Source organism: Nocardioides acrostichi (assembly GCF_015319165.1).
GTDB lineage: Bacteria > Actinomycetota > Actinomycetes > Propionibacteriales > Nocardioidaceae > Nocardioides > Nocardioides acrostichi.
The window spans coordinates 504,416-520,036 of the sequence record NZ_JADIVZ010000002.1; the positions used below are offsets into that span (position 1 = coordinate 504,416).

A 15,621-nucleotide genomic window follows, 5' to 3' on the forward strand; every position below is an offset into this window, starting at 1 on the left:
GCCCGCGCGACTTCGGCGCCGGGAGGGCTGCGCACCTACGATGAGCACCGTGAGCATCCGGCTGTACGACACCGCGACCCGCGAGGTCCGTGACTTCGCACCCCTCGAGGAGGGGAGGGTCGGCATCTACGTCTGCGGCCTCACGGTGCAGGGCGAGCCACACGTCGGGCACGTGCGCAGCGCGGTCAACTTCGACGTGCTGCGCCGCTGGCTGACCCACCGCGGCTACGACGTGTCGTTCATCCGCAACGTCACCGACATCGACGACAAGATCCTCACGAAGGCGGCCGAGCAAGGCCGCCCCTGGTACAACCTCGCCTACGACATGAAACGCGAGCTCGACCGCGCCTACGACGCGCTCGGTGTGCTGCCGCCCACCTATGAGCCGTCGGCCACCGGCCACGTGCCCGAGATGCTCGAGCTGATCGACCGGCTCATCACCCGCGGCCACGCCTACGCCGCCGACGACGGCTCGGGCGACGTCTACTTCGACGTGCGCTCCTGGTCCGACTACGGGGAGCTCACCCACCAGCGCATCGACGACATGGAGGCGGCCGAGGACGCCGACCCCCGCGGCAAGCGCGACCCGCGCGACTTCGCCCTGTGGAAGGGGTGGAAGGTGGCCACCGAGCCCGAGACGGCCGCGTGGCCCAGCCCGTACGGACCCGGTCGCCCCGGATGGCACATCGAGTGCTCGGCGATGGCCGGCAAGTACCTCGGCGCCGCCTTCGACATCCACGGCGGCGGCGTCGACCTGCGCTTCCCGCATCACGAGAACGAGCTGGCGCAGTCCCGCGCGGCCGGTCATGCGTTCGCGAACTTCTGGCTGCACAACGCCTGGATCACGACCAAGGGCGAGAAGATGAGCAAGTCGCTCGGCAACAGTCTCACGATCCCGAAGGTGCTCGAGCGGGTACGCGGCATCGAGCTGCGCTACTACATCGTGGCCGCGCACTACCGCAGCCACGTCGAGTTCAGCTTCGAGGCGCTCGAGGAGGCCGCCACGGGCTTCCGCCGCATCGAGGCGTTCCTCGACCGTGCTCAGGAGACGGCGGGCGAGGTGCCGGTCGGCGAGATCCCCGTCGCCTTCGCCGCCGCGATGGACGACGACCTCGGCACCCCGGCCGCGCTCGCCGTTCTCTTCGACACCGTCCGCGAGGGCAACCGCGCCGACGACCCGACCTCGCAGGCGGCCGCGGTGCGCGCGATGCTCGCGGTGCTCGGGCTTGACCCGGCCGTCCCGGCGTGGGGGCCGCGGGGAGGCGACGACCAGGCGCTCACCGGTGTGGTCGACGCGCTGGTCAAGGCGCTGGTCGAGCAGCGGGCCGAGGCACGTGCCTCGAAGGACTTCGCCACCGCCGACGCGATCCGCGGCCAGCTCGCCGCCGCGGGCGTCGTGCTCACCGACACCGCCCAGGGCGTCACCTGGGCCCTCGCAGACCCGACCACCGAGAAGGACTCCGACTGATGGCCGGCAACAGCCAGCGCAAGGGCTCGGTGCGCAAGTCGAGCAAGGGCAACCCCACCGCCGGTTCGGGCGGACGTCGTCGGCGCGGGCTCGAGGGCAAGGGCCCCACGCCCAAGGCCAAGGACCGCGAGTACCACCAGGCGCACAAGCAGGCCCGGCGTGCCCCGAAGTCGGGTGCTCAGGGCAGGCCTCAGCGCGCGCGCAAACCCGCCGGCGACGCCGAGTGGATCGCGGGTCGCAACCCGGTGGTCGAGGCGCTGCGCGAGGGGGTGCCCGTCAACGCGCTCTATGTCGCCGAGGGTGCCGAGCGCGACGGGCGGCTGCGTGAGGCGTTCAAGGTGGCCAGCGAGCGCGGCATCAGCCTGCTCGAGGTCGGTCGCAACGAGCTCGACCGGCTCACCGGCGGGGCGGTGCACCAGGGGCTGGCCGCGCGCATCCCCGCCTACGAGTACGCCCACCCCGACGACCTGCTCGACGCCGCCGACGAGGCCGGCGAGCCGGCGCTCATCGTGGCGCTCGACTCGATCACCGACCCCCGCAACCTCGGGGCGATCGTGCGCAGCGCGGCGGCGTTCGGTGCGCACGGTGTGGTCGTTCCGGAGCGTCGGGCCGCCGGCATGACCGCCGCGGCGTGGAAGACCAGCGCCGGGGCCGCCTCGCGCATCCCCGTCGCCCGGGCGGTCAACCTGACGCGGCAGCTGAAGAGCTACGCCGAGGCGGGCTGCATGGTCGTCGGCCTGGCCGCCGACGGCGACGTCGAGCTGCCCGACCTCGACCTCGCCGACGGCCCGCTCGTGGTCGTGGTCGGCGCCGAGGGCGACGGCCTCTCGCGCCTGGTCGCCGAGACCTGCGACCAGCTCGTGTCGATCCCGATGGCGCATCAGGTCGAGTCCCTCAACGCCGGCGTTGCCGCGGGCGTCGCTCTCTACGCGGTGGCCCGGGCCCGCGCCTGATGCGCGCCCTGCGGGTCGCGGCACCTCTGGCGGTCTGGCTGCTGCTCAGCGCGGCGGCCGGGCTGTTCGTGTTCACGCACTCCTCGCGCGACATCACGGTCGCGTCGCACGACGCCGTTCTCCGGCCCACGCTGAGCGGCGAGGCCGTGTTGCACACGGGCCCGGTGCTGCCCGACCTGCGCGTGTCGTCGGGTTCGTCCATCGGCGTCGACATCGCGCTGGGCAAGACCGACGCGCCCAGTACCGACGTGCTCGTGCAGCGTTACGCCTACCTCTTCTCCAGCCCGCAGGGCGTCGAGTCGCGACTGCACCACGAGGTGGCCGACCTGGCGATCGAGGCGTTGGTTCGAGGGCTGGCCCTGGGCGCGGTGCCGGTGGTGCTCTGGCTGCTGGTCGGGCGTCGTCGCCGCGAGGAGCTGCTGCGAGCGGTGCCGACGCGGGCGGGCGCCGTCGCCCTCGTCGTCGTGGCCGGCCTGGTCGTCGGCGTCTGGCAGCCCTGGGCTGGTCCGGACGACGTGGGCCGGGCGCAACGCTGGACCACCCTGGCCGACTTCCTCGGCCCCGACGTACCGCTGCCCAGCGAACTCGACGACGTGCAGGTGCGCGGCGACGTCACGACGGCTCAGACCCGACGCCTCATCGAGAGCGCGGTCGACACCTACGACAAGTCCAAGACCTTCTACGACGACGCGGCCGCCGGTGCCGCCGCCCTCGATCTGCACGAGCCGAAGGACGGCCAGACCGTGGCCGTGCTGGTGTCCGACCGGCACGACAACATCGGCATGGACGCCGTCGCACGGGCGGTCGGCGACGCTGCGGGGGCGACCACGGTGATGGACGCCGGCGACGACACCTCGACCGGCTCCACCTGGGAGGCGTTCTCCCTGGACTCCCTCCAGGCCGCCTTCTCCGACCTGCCCCGCTGGGGCGTCGCGGGCAACCACGACAACGGCACCTTCGTGGCCGCCTACCTCTCGAAGGACGGCTGGACCATGCTCGACGGCTCGGTCGCGAAGGGTCCGGGTGCAGGCACGTTGCTGGGGGTGGCCGACCCGCGCTCGAGCGGCCTGGGATCCTGGCGCGACGAGACCGGGCTGAGCTTCGCCGAGGTCGGTGACCGGCTCTCCGACGTGGCGTGTGAGTCCGACGAGCCGATCGACACGATGCTCGTGCACGACGTCGACCTGGCGTCGTCCGCCCTCGAGCGCGGGTGCGTGCGTCTGGTGGTGGGTGGGCACCTGCACGTGCAGGTCGGGCCGGACGCCGTCGACGGCCCCGACGGGCAGGTGGGCTACCGCTACACGACCGGGACGACGGGCGGCGCGGCGTACGCCTTCGCCCTGGGCAGCAAGCCGCGCCGCGAGGCCGAGATCACCCTGGTGACATACGACGCCGAGGGGCACCCGGCCGGGATCCAGCCCGTGCTGCTCCAGACGAACGGCCGGTGGATCGTCGACGACTACATCCCACTGACCTTCCCCGACCTGACCGACACCGAGGGTGGCGACGGCCCCGGCGCGAGCATCCCGACCACGCGTCCGAGCCGCGGCCCGGCCCCAGGGCCCTCCCGGCTCGCGTCTAGCGGAGCGGGCTGAGCGTCACACCATCCCTCTGGCCATCAGTCGGATTTTCTCTGTGCCCCACGTCACCTTGTGCTGTGACCGTCGTTACGAACTAGGACACGTTCTAGTTTTCGATGCCGCAGGAGGTGCCGATGGCCGCCATCCGGTCACGGACCACAGACCCCCGCCGCCGGGTTCGCATGGCGATCGGTGTACTCGCCGCGCTCTCGATCGGCACGCTGGCGGCCTGCGGGTCGCAGCTGGATCCCGAGGAGGTGCGCTCGGCCAACGGCAGCACGGCCGCCGACGGCTCGGTCGCCGGTGGTGGCGACACCGGGGGCTCGAGCGGCAGCTCCGGCGGCTCGGTCGCCGGGTCCACCGGCTCCGCGAGCGGTGACGACGGCTCCTCGACGTCCTCGGGGGGCACCTCGTCGGGCGGCTCCTCCTCGTCGGGCTCGAAGGCGTCGGGTACGACGCCCAGTCAGAACGAGCCGCTGCCCGCCGGCGACTGCGCGGGGTTCAAGAACGGGCCCGGCATCACCGACTCGACCATCACCATCGGCAACTCCTCCGACGTCTCCGGGCCGGTGCCCGGCATCTTCGAGGCCTCCCAAGACGCCACCAAGGCGTTCGTCGCCTACTTCAACCAGACCAACCCGAAGGGCATCTGCGGGCGCAAGCTGGTGCTCAAGACCTACGACACCGGCACCTCCGAGAGCGGCGACCAGCGCAACTACACCGCGGCGTGCAACGAGGTGTTCGCCATGGTCGGATCGATGTCGGCCTTCGACTCCGGCGGCGCCGGTCCGGCCGAGAAGTGCGGTCTGCCCGACATCCGGTCCACCGCGGTCACCTCGGCCCGCTACGACTGCGACGTGTGCTTCGGCGCCCAGTCGACCAAGTCGACCGAGTTCGAGAACGCGGTGCCCGACTACGTGCTCAAGAGCTACAAGGAGGCGTCGCAGAACGCCGCCATGCTCTACATCAACGCCGGCGCGGCGGCCGAGAACGGCAAGACGCAATCGGATGCGATGAACAAGCGCGGCATGAAGTTCACCTACGTACAGGGCGTCGACATCTCCGACTTCAACTACTCGCCCTACGTGCAGAAGATGAAGGACTCCGGCGTCGGCTACGTGCAGATGATCGCGCAGGTGCCGCAGTTCGTGCGGCTCGTGCAGGCCATGCAGCAGCAGGACTACAAGCCCGACGTGCTCATGTTCGACCCCACGGCCTACAACCCCAAGTACGTCCAGCAGGCCGGCGACGCGGCCGAGGGGACGACCGTCTTCACGAACTTCGTGCCCTTCGAGGAGGCTTCCTCGAGCCCGGAGACCTCGCTGTACCTGAACTACCTCCAACAGACCAAGCCGGGCGCGACGCCGGACTTCTTCGGCGTCTTCTCCTGGTCGGCCGCGCGCCTCTTCGCCCAGACGGCGGCCAAGCTCGGCGGCAAGCTGAACCGGGCCTCGCTGGTGCAGGCACTCTCCCAGGTCGACAACTGGACCGCGAACGGCATGCACGCGCCGCAGCACGTCGGCCCCAAGCGCACCGGCGACTGCTGGCGCTTCCTGCGGCTCGAGGGCGGTCAGTGGAAGGCGCTGGGCGGCACCAAGTACACCTGCTCCGGAACGACGACGGTGGGCTGACCCGATGGGATCCTTCCTCGCTTTCACGATCTTCGGCTTGGTCACGGGGTCTGCGTACGCGATCGCGGCGTCCGGGCTGGTGCTGACCTACGCGACCACCCGGGTCTTCAACATCGCCCACGGTGCGCTCGGCATGGTGCTGTCGTTCGTGTTCTGGGACTTCAGTGTCCGGCAGGGCATGCCCACGCTGCTCGCGCTGGTGCTCGTGCTCGGTGTGGTGGCGCCCGGCATCGGGCTGCTCATCCAGCGTGTGGTCGCCCGCGGCCTGGGTGACGCGCCGGTGTCGGTGTCGCTGGTCGTCACCGTGGCGCTGCTGGTGCTCTCCATCGGCGCGGCCACGACGATCTGGCCCAACGAGGCGCGCAGCATCTCGCCGTTCTTCCCCGAGACCAGCTTCGAGATCTTCGGCGGCTCCTACATCACCGCGCACCAGGTGCTCACGGTCGTGCTCTCGCTGCTCGTCGCGGTGCTCCTCTACGGGCTGCTCAACCGCACCCGCATCGGCACGGCCATGCGGGCCTCCGTCGACAATCCCGAGCTGCTGAAGCTCTTCGGCGGCAATCCCGAGCGGGTCGCCGGCCTGGCCTGGGCGATCGGCGTCTCGCTCGCGGGCCTTGCGGGCATCCTGCTCGTCAGCACCGTGGGCCTGGACTACTACGCGCTGACCCTGCTGGTCATCAACGCCTACGCCGCGGCCATGCTCGGACGGCTGAAGAACCTGCCGCTGACCTTCGTCGGCGCGATGACGTTGGGGCTGGTGACGTCCTACGCCTCGGGCTACCTCCCCACCGACGGCGTGCTGAACCAGGTGCGCAACGTGATCCCGGCGCTGTTCCTCTTCGCCGTCATCGTGCTGATGCCCCAGGCCCAGCTGCGCATCGGCCAGGTCAAGGGCATCGTCTCGGCGCCGCTTCCCTCACCACTCAAGGCCGGCGGCTGGGGCGGTGCGACGCTGCTCTTCGTCGCCATGGTGGTCTCGGTGGTCTCGGAGGCCAACCTGCTGCTGGTGGGCATCGCCCTCACCTACGCCATGGTGATGCTCTCGCTGGTGCTCCTCACCGGCTACGGCGGCCACGTGTCGCTCTCGCAGCTCACCTTCGCCGGCGTGGGTGCGCTGGCGTACATCAAGATGGGCAACACCGGGCTCACCGGCATCCTCATCGCCGGCCTGGTCGCCGCGCTGTCCGGTGTGCTCGTGGCGCTGCCGTCGATCCGGCTCACCGGCCTCTACCTGGCGCTCTCGACGCTCGCGTTCGGCGTCATCATGGACAAGCTGGTCTTCAACGCCGACATCGGCTTCGGCTCCAACGGGTCGCTGAACGCGCAACGACTCACCCTACTGGGCACCTCGATCGAGTCGACCCGCGTCTACGTGTGGCTGATGGCGGTGTTCTTCGTGGGCATGGCCTGGCTGCTGCTCCTGGCGCGGCGCGGACGCCTGGGCCGCATGCTCATCGCGCTGCGCGACAGCCAGGCAGCCTGCGGCACCCTCGGGCTCGACGCACGCTGGTTCCGCATCGGTCTGTTCGCCGTCTCCGCCGGCATGGCCGGCGTCGCCGGTGCACTGTACGCCGGCCTGCGCGGCACCGTGGGCGCCAACGACTTCCTCTACTTCCAGTCCTTGATCCTGCTCCTGCTCGCGGTCGTCTTCGGTGTCACCTCGATGACCGGTGCGGCACTGGGCGGCACCGGCCTGATGCTGCTGCCCGTGCTCCAGAGCAGCTACCCGGCCGTCGGTGGCCTGCTGTTCGTGGTCATCGCCGTGGGCGCGATCCTGCTGGCCCGCAACCCCAACGGACTCTCGATCTACCTCTTCTCGCTGGGCCGGCTCGCCGACCGGCGCCTCGGCGACGTCGTCCGCCAGCGGCTTCCCGAGCTACCGGTGCCGGGCGGCAGCCTGGCCGGCGCCCGGCAGCACGCGCGCTCGGAGCACCAGGCCAACGAGGACGCCGAACGGTCGCTGGGCTCCGTCGGTCTGGCCGACGACGAGGAACTGCTCGAGGAGGGCACCCGTGTCGCACAGTGAGTCCATCGCCTCCAGGGGAGGCCACCGGGCGCTGCTCGAGGTCGACGGCGTCGTCGTCCGGTTCGGCGGGGTGGTGGCCGTCAACGAGGCTCGCTTCGACGTCGAAGCCGGCACCGTGACCGGCCTGATCGGACCCAACGGCGCTGGCAAGACCACGTGCTTCAACGTGATCTCCGGTCTCCAGCGGCCCACCAGCGGCAAGGTCTGGTTCGACGGTCGCAACGTCTCCAACACCCCGGTACACCGTCGCTCGAAGATGGGTATGGGGCGCACCTTCCAGCGTCTGGAGGCGTTCGGGTCGCTGACCGTGCGCGACAACGTGCGGGTGGCCGCCGACATCCACAGCGGTGCGTTGCCGCTGCGGCGCCGGAGCGCGGGCAAGGTCGACATCGACGCACTGCTCGAACGCGTCGGCATCGCCGAGTACGCCCGAGAGCGAGCCGACTCGATACCGACCGGCACCGCGCGCCTCCTCGAGCTCGCGCGCTGCCTGGCCAGCCAGCCCAAGCTGCTGCTCCTCGACGAGCCGTCGTCGGGGCTCGACGAGACCGAGACCGACGATTTCGGCGACCTGCTGCGCGACCTGGCCGCCGAGGGCTGCGCGATCCTCATGGTCGAGCACGACATGGACCTCGTCATGGGTGTGTGCGACACGATCCACGTGCTCGACTTCGGCTCGATCATCGCCCAGGGCGACCCCGCCGCGATCCGCAACGACCCGGCCGTCCAGAAGGCCTACCTCGGCTACTCCGACGAGGCCGACGAGGGTCACCCGGTCCGGGAGAACCACGCCCAGTCGGGCGGGTACCCCGGCGACGAGTACGACACCTCCACCGACCTGCCGCCGGTCGAGGCGACCATGACGCTGCCCGCCGTGGGATCGGGCATCGGCCGAGGAGAGCGACGATGAGTGGAGTGCCGATCCTCGAGATCGTCGACCTGCACGCCGCCTACGGGCGCATCGAGGTGCTGCGCGGCGTCGACCTGATCGTGCCCAAGGGCGCGGTGATGGCGCTGTTGGGGCCCAACGGAGCCGGCAAGTCGACCCTGACCAAGGTGGTGTGCGCACAGAAGGAGGCCACCTCCGGTGACATCCACCTCGGTGGTGTGCACGTCACGGACGCCTCGCCCGAGCAGTTGGCGCGGTTGGGGCTGTGCACCGTGCCGGAAGGCCGCTCGGTGTTCCCGAACCTGACGGTCGAGGAGAACCTCCAGCTGATGTCGTACGCCGGCGTCTCGGCATCCGCGGTCATGGAGACGGCCTATGCGTACTTCCCTCGCCTCAAGGAGCGGCGTCGTCAACTGGCCGGCACGATGTCGGGTGGTGAGCAGCAGATGCTCGCGATGTCGCGGGCGCTCTCCTCCGACCCGGCGCTGTTGATCCTCGACGAGCTGTCGATGGGGCTCGCGCCGCTCATCGTCGACGAGCTCTACGACACGGTCGCCGGCATCGCCGAGACCGGCATCTCCATCCTCTGCATCGAGCAGTTCGCCCGCACCGCCCTGCGAGTCAGCGACTACGCCGCGGTCATGAGCGGCGGACGGATCGTCGCCACAGGCGAGCCCGACGAGATCCTCGAAACCATGTCCGACGTCATCTTGGGAGGTGCCGCATGAGCGGCCACACCACCACCCGGAGCCGCCGTGCGCGGCTCCCTCTCGCCCTCACCGCGGGCTTCCTGGTCGCTGCGGCGCTGCCGCAGGGCTCGGCGTCCGCGGCGACGGCCCCGATGGCCGACGACCCGCCTTTCGCGGGGTTCGTGTCGAGCTCGACGGCGACGCCCGTCCGGGTCGAGATCTACGAGCCGACGATCCCACTGCCGGCCACGCCGCAGGCCGAGCTCAACGTCGGGTACGCCACGGTGAGTGCCGACTCCACCAGCTCCAAGGGCACTGCCTCCTACCTCTGGCCCGGAGACGCGCTCGGAGGCGGCTTCAAGACCGTCGTCGACAACCTCGGCCTGCCGCCGGAGATCGCCGGCCCCGTCGGCGAGAACGGCTACCCGTTCCAGGTGAACTCGGCCCAGCCCACCGGTGAGAACCAGCAGAGCGACGAGCCGTTGCCGGGCATGGTGCAGCGCACGTCGGCGACCGAGAACCGCACGGCCTCCTACATCGGCTACTCCACCGACTGCCAGCTCGGCGAGCCCGCGCCCTCCGACCCCTCCGGTGGCGGCGGCGGTGGTGGCGGCGGTGGTGGTGGTCTGCCGGGCGTGCCCGAGATCCCCGTCCCGACCCCGACCGGTCTGCCGGGCGGTTCGGGCGGCGGCACCAGCGCCCCGACGGCGACGTCCGCCGGCGACCAGTCGACGTCGTCCACGACCACCAGCAAGAAGTCGACCCGAACCGGCAAGCAGAAGGCGGACGACGCTCCCGACTGCGCCTTCCCGACCGAGCTGGCGGCGCTGGTCGACGTGGGCGGGATGAGCGGTAGCACCAGCACCACCTCCTCCCCGACCGAGGTGCGCTCCACGGCGCGCAGCGCGGCCTCCGACATCAGCATCGCCGGGGGCATCATCACGCTCTCGAGCGTGGCGACGAAGGCGACCGCGGCCTCCGACGGCAAGAAGGGCTCCTCGAAAGCGAGCACCGACTACGGCGTCCTGACCGTGGCCGGGCAGAAGTTCCGCTTCGGCGACGACGGGTTCCAGGCGGTCGGCCAGAGCCAGCCGCTCCCGGGGCTGCCGGCCGACCCGAACCAGGCGCTCAAGGCGCTCGGCATCGAGCTCCTCCTGCCCCAACCCTCGAAGGAGATCGACGGCGACGCGGCCTCGACGGTCTCGCAGGGCATCCAGGTCGTCATCGATGCCACCGTGCTGCGTCAGCAGCTGAGCGCGATCCCGTTCAACGAACTGTCGCAGGCGATCAACGACATCCCGCTGCCCGACCAGGCGAAGACACTCCAAAATGCGCTCTCCGGCGTGCTGTTCCTCTCGCCGAAGTTCGTGATCACGCTGGGCAACTCCTGGGGCTCGGTCGACACCAGCGCGCCGATCGACATCCCACCGCCGGCGACCACCGACACGCCGTCCACCCCGACCGACAACGGTGGCGGTGCCGCGGCCGGCGGTGGCGCGGACGCCGGTGGTGGCGAGGCGACGACTCCGGCGGCACCGTCGGCCGCCAGTCCGCCCGCCGGTGACAGCAGCCCGGCCCTGGCCGACGGCACCCTCGACGCCGCACCCATGGGCGCGGGTCTGCCGCCGCTGTTCTCCATCCCGGGGGCGCTGTTCTTCGGCGGCATCATCCTGGCCAGCGCGGTGGGCAGCTACCTGCGCCGCATCGGGGTGCTGGTGCTCGGCAACGGCGCTGCGTGCGCCCACGGACTCCAGTCCGGCATCCCCGACCTCCGCAAGGCCTGACCCCCACCACCCGCATCCGGAAGGCACCACCATGAGCAACACCACCGCCACCGCACCCGCCTCGGGCAGCCGTCTGGGCAGCGGCGCGGCCATGCCGCGTGCCGCCAGCCGCGGCGGCCAGAACTCCGGGGCCGCGCCGCTGGTCAACAACAACTACCGGCTGCTCCAGGTGGTGTTGTTCTGGGCCGGCGCGGTACTCCTCCCGCTCGGCCTGGTCGTCATCGTGCTCGGCTGGTACGGAGCGTCGAACACGCCGTATGAGTACGACCAGATCTCCTATCTGGTCTCCGGCGGCCTGCTCGGGCTCGGTCTCACCTTCGCCGGCGGGTTCCTCTACTTCGGTGCCTGGCTGGCCCGCATCGCCGACGACGGCCGCGAGTCCTCCAAGCGGCTCGCCGACACCCTGCTCGTGCTGGCCGACGTCACCTCACGTGCCGCGGCCTCGAACGACCAGGGGGTCGACGTCTCCGGCCTGCCCGTGGTGGCCGGGGAGGGCTCCACCATGCACCGTCGCGACTGCACCCTCATCGCCCACCGCAGCGACCTCGCTCCGGTGGGGGAGAACAACGCCCACCTCACCACCTGCCGGGTCTGCAAGCCCTGACCGATCCGAGCGGTGGTCGAGCCGGTCGAGACGTCCGGTGGTTGAGCCGGTCGAGGCGTCCGGTGGTTGAGCCGCCGGATGCCGAAGGCGGAGGCGTGTCGAAACCTGGTGAGGTGCTAGGCGGCGTTGCTTGTCGTGTTGCTGGGTTTCGACGCGCTCGTCGCTGGCGCTCCTCACGGCTCAACCACCGGTGGACGCGCTCGTCGCTGGCGCTCCTCACGGCTCAACCACCGACGGACTCGGTGGTTGAGCCGCCGGATGCCGAAGGCGGAGGCGTGTCGAAACCTGGTGAGGTGCTAGGCGGCGTTGCTTGTCGTGTTGCTGGGTTTCGACGCGCTCGTCGCTGGCGCTCCTCCCGGCTCAACCACCGACGGACGCGCTCGTCGCTGGCGCTCCCCACGGCTCAACCACCGACGGACGCGCTCGTCGCTGGCGCTCCTCCCGGCTCAACCACCGACGGACTCGGTGGTTGAGCCGCCGGATGCCGAAGGCGGAGGCGTGTCGAAACCCGGTGCTCCCGGTGGTTGAGCCGCCGGATGCCGAAGGCGGAGGCGTGTCGAAACCCGGTGCTCCCGGTGGTTGAGCCGCCGGATGCCGAAGGCGGAGGCGTGTCGAAACCCGGTGAGGTGCTAGGCGGCGTTGCTTGTCGTGTTGCTGGGTTTCGACGCGCTCGTCGCTGGCGCTCCTCCCGGCTCAACCACCGACGCTCAGCCGGCGTCCGGCTCGAGGAACACCGCGCCCGGCCCGCGCTCGGCCACCGCGTCGTCGGGGTTGAACAGCGCGCACCTGCGCATGCTCAGGCAGCCGCAGCCGATGCAGCCGTCGAGCTTGTCACGTAGTCGCTGCAAGCGCTCGATCTGCTCGTCCAGCCGCGGCCGCCAGGAGCGGGAGAGCCGCTTCCAGTCGGTCGCGGTCGGGGTGCGGCTCTGAGGCAACGTGGCCAGGGCCTCGGCGATCTCCTCCAGGCTCAGCCCGACCCGCTGGGCACTGCGCACGAACGCGATGCGCCGCAGAGTCGCCTGCTCGTAGCGGCGCTGGTTGCCCGCCGTCCGGACCGACGCGATGAGCCCGCGCTCCTCGTAGAACCGCAGCGCGGAGTGCCGCACACCCGAGCGTTCGGCGATCTCCCCGATGGTCAGCAACGTCACGCCAGCAGCATAGGATCGACGGGTTCCGCAGCGGTCCGACCGACGCGGGCAGGCCGCGTTAGCTCAGCTGGTAGAGCATCCGTCTTGTAAACGGAAGGTCGTCGGTTCGATCCCGTCACGCGGCTCCACCACGTGCCTTCGGCCCGCGGGTGAGCAGGCCACCATCCCCTCGACGCCCCCTCGCGAGGCCGCGCCCGTGCGGCGTGGACTTCGAGGCTCGTCCTCCCTGCTCGCTGCGACCTCGTCTCCCTCGAAGCGGCTGGGCTCCTGCCGTTCGCGGGAACTCGGCAAGGCGTCCGCACGGTATTGAACTTCGCGTACATATATGGTTATATGAACGACACGTACACAAACGACGCGAGGAGTAGCGATGACCAGCAACGCGACCGGCAACCAGACCACCGGCCAGACCACCGGCCAGACCACCAGCCCGACCGGTGGGCGGGTCGCCTTGGTGACCGGGGCCTCGGGAGGGATCGGGACCGCGATCGTCGAGCGCCTGGCCGCCAACGGCTTCTCGGTGGCCGTCCACTACGCCGGCAACCGGGAGAAGGCCGAGGAGGTCGCCGAGAGCGCGCGGGCGTTCGAGGTGCCGGCCATGGTGGTCGGCGCCGACGTCGCCGATGAGCAGGCGGTCGCCGCGATGTACGACGAGGTCGAGCAGGCCATGGGTGGCATCGACGTCCTGGTCAACACCGCCGGCGTGATGCGGCTCTCGCCGCTGGCCGAGCTGGATCTCGACGAGTTCGACGCGATGCACCGCACCAACGTCCGAGGCACCTTCGTGGTGGTCCGCGAGGCCGCCCGCCGGCTGCGCGACGGCGGGGCGATCATCAACTTCTCCAGCACCGTCGTGAAGCTGGCGCTGCCGACCTACGGCGCCTACGCGGCCACAAAGGGGGCGGTCGATGCGATCACCATGATCCTGGCCAAGGAGCTGCGCGGCCGCGACATCACGGTCAACGCGGTGGCCCCCGGCCCCACGGCCACGCCGCTCTTCCTCGACGGCAAGCCGCAGGAGGCCATCGACGACCTCGCCGCGATGCCGCCGCTGGAGCGCCTCGGGCAGCCCGAGGACATCGCCGAGACGGTGGCACACCTCGCCGGTCCGGCCCGCTGGATCAACGGCCAGATCCTCTACGCCAACGGTGGCATCGCCTGATCGACGCCTGATCGACGCCTGATCGACGCCGCCGCCACGCCCCGCCACCACGCCCGACCTCCCGAACCGAAGGAGCAGTCCATGAACACCTCGTCCACTCCCACAGCAGACACCAAGGTCGTCCTCGTCACCGGAGCATCCAGCGGGTTCGGTGCCATGTCCGTGCGCGCCCTCGCCGCGGCCGGCCACAGCGTCTTCGCCGGCATGCGCGACCTCGGCCAGCGCAACCGAGACGCGGCTCGGGATGCCGCTGACTACGCTGGGGAGCACGGCGTGGACCTGCGGCCCGTCGAGCTCGACGTGGTCGACCAGTCCTCCGTCGACGCGGCCGTACGCCGGGTCGTCGACGAATGCGGACGGATCGACGTCGTGGTGCACAACGCCGGCCACATGGTGCTCGGTCCGACCGAGGCCTTCGGCGTGGAGCAGTTGGCCGCCGCCTACGACGTCAACGTGCTCTCCACCCAGCGCGTCAACCGGGCGGTCCTGCCGCACCTGCGCGAGCAGCGCGACGGCCTCGTCGTCTGGGTCGGCTCCTCCAGCACCCGGGGCGGGACGCCGCCCTACCTCGCGCCGTACTTCGCAGCCAAGGCCGGCATGGACGCCCTGGCCGTCAGCTACGCCGCCGAGCTCGCCCGCTTCGGGGTGGACACCTCCATCGTCGTGCCAGGTTCCTTCACGGTCGGCACCCAGCACTTCGCGAACGCCGGGCACGCTGAGGACGAGGGCGTCGTCGCGGCCTACGAGGTGGAGTACGCCGGCCTGATGGACCAGGTCGCGTCCAAGCTCGCCGAGCTCGCTCCTGCCGACCAGGATCCGGCCGAGGTCGCCCGGGCCATCGTGAAGGTGGTCGACACTCCCAAGGGCTCGCGCCCGTTCCGGGTGCACGTCGACCCCGCGGACGACGGAGCCGAGGTCGTCAACGCGGTCGGAGACCGGGTGCGCACGGAGTTCTACCGCCGGGTCGGGCTCGAGGATCTGCTCACGCCCGCGCGGTGATCACGGGGTGGGGCTCGACCCGGAGTGCGCCGCGCGTCGAGCGCCCCGCGTCGCGGGCCGTCACCGCTCGGTGGCGGTCCGTCGCCCCTCGCGGCGCGTCATGATGGGATGACCGTATGGCTCGAGGACGCCGCCCCACCGAGGAGGTCCGTCGCGACGTCCTCGCCGCCGTGGGCAGGATGCTGCTCACGGAGGGCATGAACAACTTCACGGTCGAGCGCGTGGCCGCCGAGAGCGGTGCGAGCAAGGTGACCATCTACAAGCTCTGGCCGAGCAAGGGCGCCCTGGCGCTCGAGGGGTACTTCACCACCGTCGAGCCCCTGCTCGCGTTCCCCGACACCGGCGATCTCGAGAGAGATCTCCGCTCGCAGCTCCACGCGTTCGTCGACCTGCTCACCGCTACGCCTGCCGGCACGGTCCTGCGCGGGCTGATCGCCGAGGCGCAAGGCGACCCGGTGCTCATGGACGCCTACCGCTCGACCTATTCGGGCCCGCGCCGCCAACTGGCCGTCGACCGCATCGAGGTGGCGCGAGCGGCCGGTCAGGTGCGCGCCGACGTCGATGCCGAGGCGGTCGTCGACCAGCTCTGGGGCGCCTGCTACCACCGACTCCTCATCCCCGACCTCCCTCTCGGGAGCGGATTCGCCGACACGCTGCTGCGACACGTGATGCGCGGCATCCGCTGAGT

General features: G+C 70.9%; 13 protein-coding genes and 1 tRNA gene. 13 read left to right on the top strand and 1 reads right to left on the bottom strand.

Annotation, left to right across the window (positions count from 1 at the left end; all coding sequences use genetic code 11):
• The first annotated feature begins 49 nt into the window (after window positions 1-49).
• The 9 genes from cysS (at window position 50) to ISG29_RS07315 (ending at window position 11,624) form a co-directional block, all read left to right on the top strand.
• Window positions 50-1,468 (top strand): cysteine--tRNA ligase, encoded by a 1,419-nt coding sequence (cysS, locus tag ISG29_RS07275; protein ID WP_194502697.1) that lies wholly within the window; start codon window positions 50-52, stop codon window positions 1,466-1,468.
• A complete protein-coding gene (rlmB, locus tag ISG29_RS07280; protein ID WP_194502698.1) occupies window positions 1,468-2,421 on the top strand; it encodes a 23S rRNA (guanosine(2251)-2'-O)-methyltransferase RlmB in 954 nt (317 codons plus the stop codon). Before cysS ends, rlmB begins: the two co-directional genes overlap by 1 nt.
• Window positions 2,421-4,016, top strand: coding sequence for a metallophosphoesterase (locus ISG29_RS07285; protein WP_194502699.1), 1,596 nt, complete (start codon window positions 2,421-2,423; stop codon window positions 4,014-4,016). The genes rlmB and ISG29_RS07285 overlap by 1 nt, the downstream gene beginning before the upstream one ends.
• 119 nt (window positions 4,017-4,135) lie before the next feature.
• Window positions 4,136-5,632 carry an ABC transporter substrate-binding protein gene (locus ISG29_RS07290; protein ID WP_207792829.1) on the top strand — a complete coding sequence of 499 codons (1,497 nt, stop codon included), beginning with the start codon at window positions 4,136-4,138 and terminating at the stop codon, window positions 5,630-5,632.
• Between the two features lie 4 nt (window positions 5,633-5,636).
• Window positions 5,637-7,658 (top strand): ABC transporter permease, encoded by a 2,022-nt coding sequence (locus ISG29_RS07295; protein WP_194502701.1) that lies wholly within the window; start codon window positions 5,637-5,639, stop codon window positions 7,656-7,658.
• Complete coding sequence (locus ISG29_RS07300) at window positions 7,645-8,568, top strand: ABC transporter ATP-binding protein (protein ID WP_328828320.1); 924 nt, start codon at window positions 7,645-7,647, stop codon at window positions 8,566-8,568. Before ISG29_RS07295 ends, ISG29_RS07300 begins: the two co-directional genes overlap by 14 nt.
• Window positions 8,565-9,275 carry an ABC transporter ATP-binding protein gene (locus tag ISG29_RS07305; RefSeq protein ID WP_194502702.1) on the top strand — a complete coding sequence of 237 codons (711 nt, stop codon included), beginning with the start codon at window positions 8,565-8,567 and terminating at the stop codon, window positions 9,273-9,275. The genes ISG29_RS07300 and ISG29_RS07305 overlap by 4 nt, the downstream gene beginning before the upstream one ends.
• Window positions 9,272-11,020 carry a hypothetical protein gene (locus ISG29_RS07310; RefSeq protein WP_194502703.1) on the top strand — a complete coding sequence of 583 codons (1,749 nt, stop codon included), beginning with the start codon at window positions 9,272-9,274 and terminating at the stop codon, window positions 11,018-11,020. The genes ISG29_RS07305 and ISG29_RS07310 overlap by 4 nt, the downstream gene beginning before the upstream one ends.
• A gap of 31 nt (window positions 11,021-11,051) precedes the next feature.
• Window positions 11,052-11,624, top strand: a complete 573-nt coding sequence (locus ISG29_RS07315) for a hypothetical protein (protein ID WP_194502704.1) — start codon at window positions 11,052-11,054, stop codon at window positions 11,622-11,624.
• Between the two features lie 707 nt (window positions 11,625-12,331).
• Here the strand turns inward: ISG29_RS07315 and soxR are convergent.
• A complete protein-coding gene (gene soxR / locus ISG29_RS07320) occupies window positions 12,332-12,772 on the bottom strand; it encodes a redox-sensitive transcriptional activator SoxR (protein WP_194502705.1) in 441 nt (146 codons plus the stop codon).
• Between the two features lie 52 nt (window positions 12,773-12,824).
• Between soxR and ISG29_RS07325 the strand changes: the two genes are divergently transcribed.
• From ISG29_RS07325 to ISG29_RS07340, 4 genes are all read left to right on the top strand, one after another.
• Window positions 12,825-12,900 (top strand) — tRNA-Thr (locus ISG29_RS07325).
• Between the two features lie 242 nt (window positions 12,901-13,142).
• The gene (locus tag ISG29_RS07330) at window positions 13,143-13,934 is read left to right on the top strand and encodes an SDR family oxidoreductase (RefSeq protein WP_194502706.1); all 792 of its coding nucleotides are present in this window, start codon (window positions 13,143-13,145) and stop codon (window positions 13,932-13,934) included.
• Between the two features lie 81 nt (window positions 13,935-14,015).
• The gene (locus ISG29_RS07335) at window positions 14,016-14,933 is read left to right on the top strand and encodes an SDR family oxidoreductase (protein WP_194502707.1); all 918 of its coding nucleotides are present in this window, start codon (window positions 14,016-14,018) and stop codon (window positions 14,931-14,933) included.
• Between the two features lie 116 nt (window positions 14,934-15,049).
• Window positions 15,050-15,619 carry a TetR/AcrR family transcriptional regulator gene (locus tag ISG29_RS07340; protein ID WP_194502708.1) on the top strand — a complete coding sequence of 190 codons (570 nt, stop codon included), beginning with the start codon at window positions 15,050-15,052 and terminating at the stop codon, window positions 15,617-15,619.
• The last annotated feature ends 2 nt before the right edge of the window (window positions 15,620-15,621 follow it).

What these genes read in the sequence shown, in the direction of transcription:
- ISG29_RS07290 (WP_207792829.1), top strand. Translation starts at nt 4,136, where the DNA reads ATGGCCGCCATCCGGTCACGGACCACAGACCCCCGCCGCCGGGTTCGC.
- ISG29_RS07285 (WP_194502699.1), top strand. Translation starts at nt 2,421, where the DNA reads ATGCGCGCCCTGCGGGTCGCGGCACCTCTGGCGGTCTGGCTGCTGCTC.
- rlmB (WP_194502698.1), top strand. Translation starts at nt 1,468, where the DNA reads ATGGCCGGCAACAGCCAGCGCAAGGGCTCGGTGCGCAAGTCGAGCAAG.
- ISG29_RS07310 (WP_194502703.1), top strand. Translation starts at nt 9,272, where the DNA reads ATGAGCGGCCACACCACCACCCGGAGCCGCCGTGCGCGGCTCCCTCTC.
- ISG29_RS07330 (WP_194502706.1), top strand. Translation starts at nt 13,143, where the DNA reads ATGACCAGCAACGCGACCGGCAACCAGACCACCGGCCAGACCACCGGC.
- ISG29_RS07335 (WP_194502707.1), top strand. Translation starts at nt 14,016, where the DNA reads ATGAACACCTCGTCCACTCCCACAGCAGACACCAAGGTCGTCCTCGTC.
- ISG29_RS07340 (WP_194502708.1), top strand. Translation starts at nt 15,050, where the DNA reads ATGGCTCGAGGACGCCGCCCCACCGAGGAGGTCCGTCGCGACGTCCTC.
- ISG29_RS07305 (WP_194502702.1), top strand. Translation starts at nt 8,565, where the DNA reads ATGAGTGGAGTGCCGATCCTCGAGATCGTCGACCTGCACGCCGCCTAC.
- ISG29_RS07295 (WP_194502701.1), top strand. Translation starts at nt 5,637, where the DNA reads ATGGGATCCTTCCTCGCTTTCACGATCTTCGGCTTGGTCACGGGGTCT.
- ISG29_RS07315 (WP_194502704.1), top strand. Translation starts at nt 11,052, where the DNA reads ATGAGCAACACCACCGCCACCGCACCCGCCTCGGGCAGCCGTCTGGGC.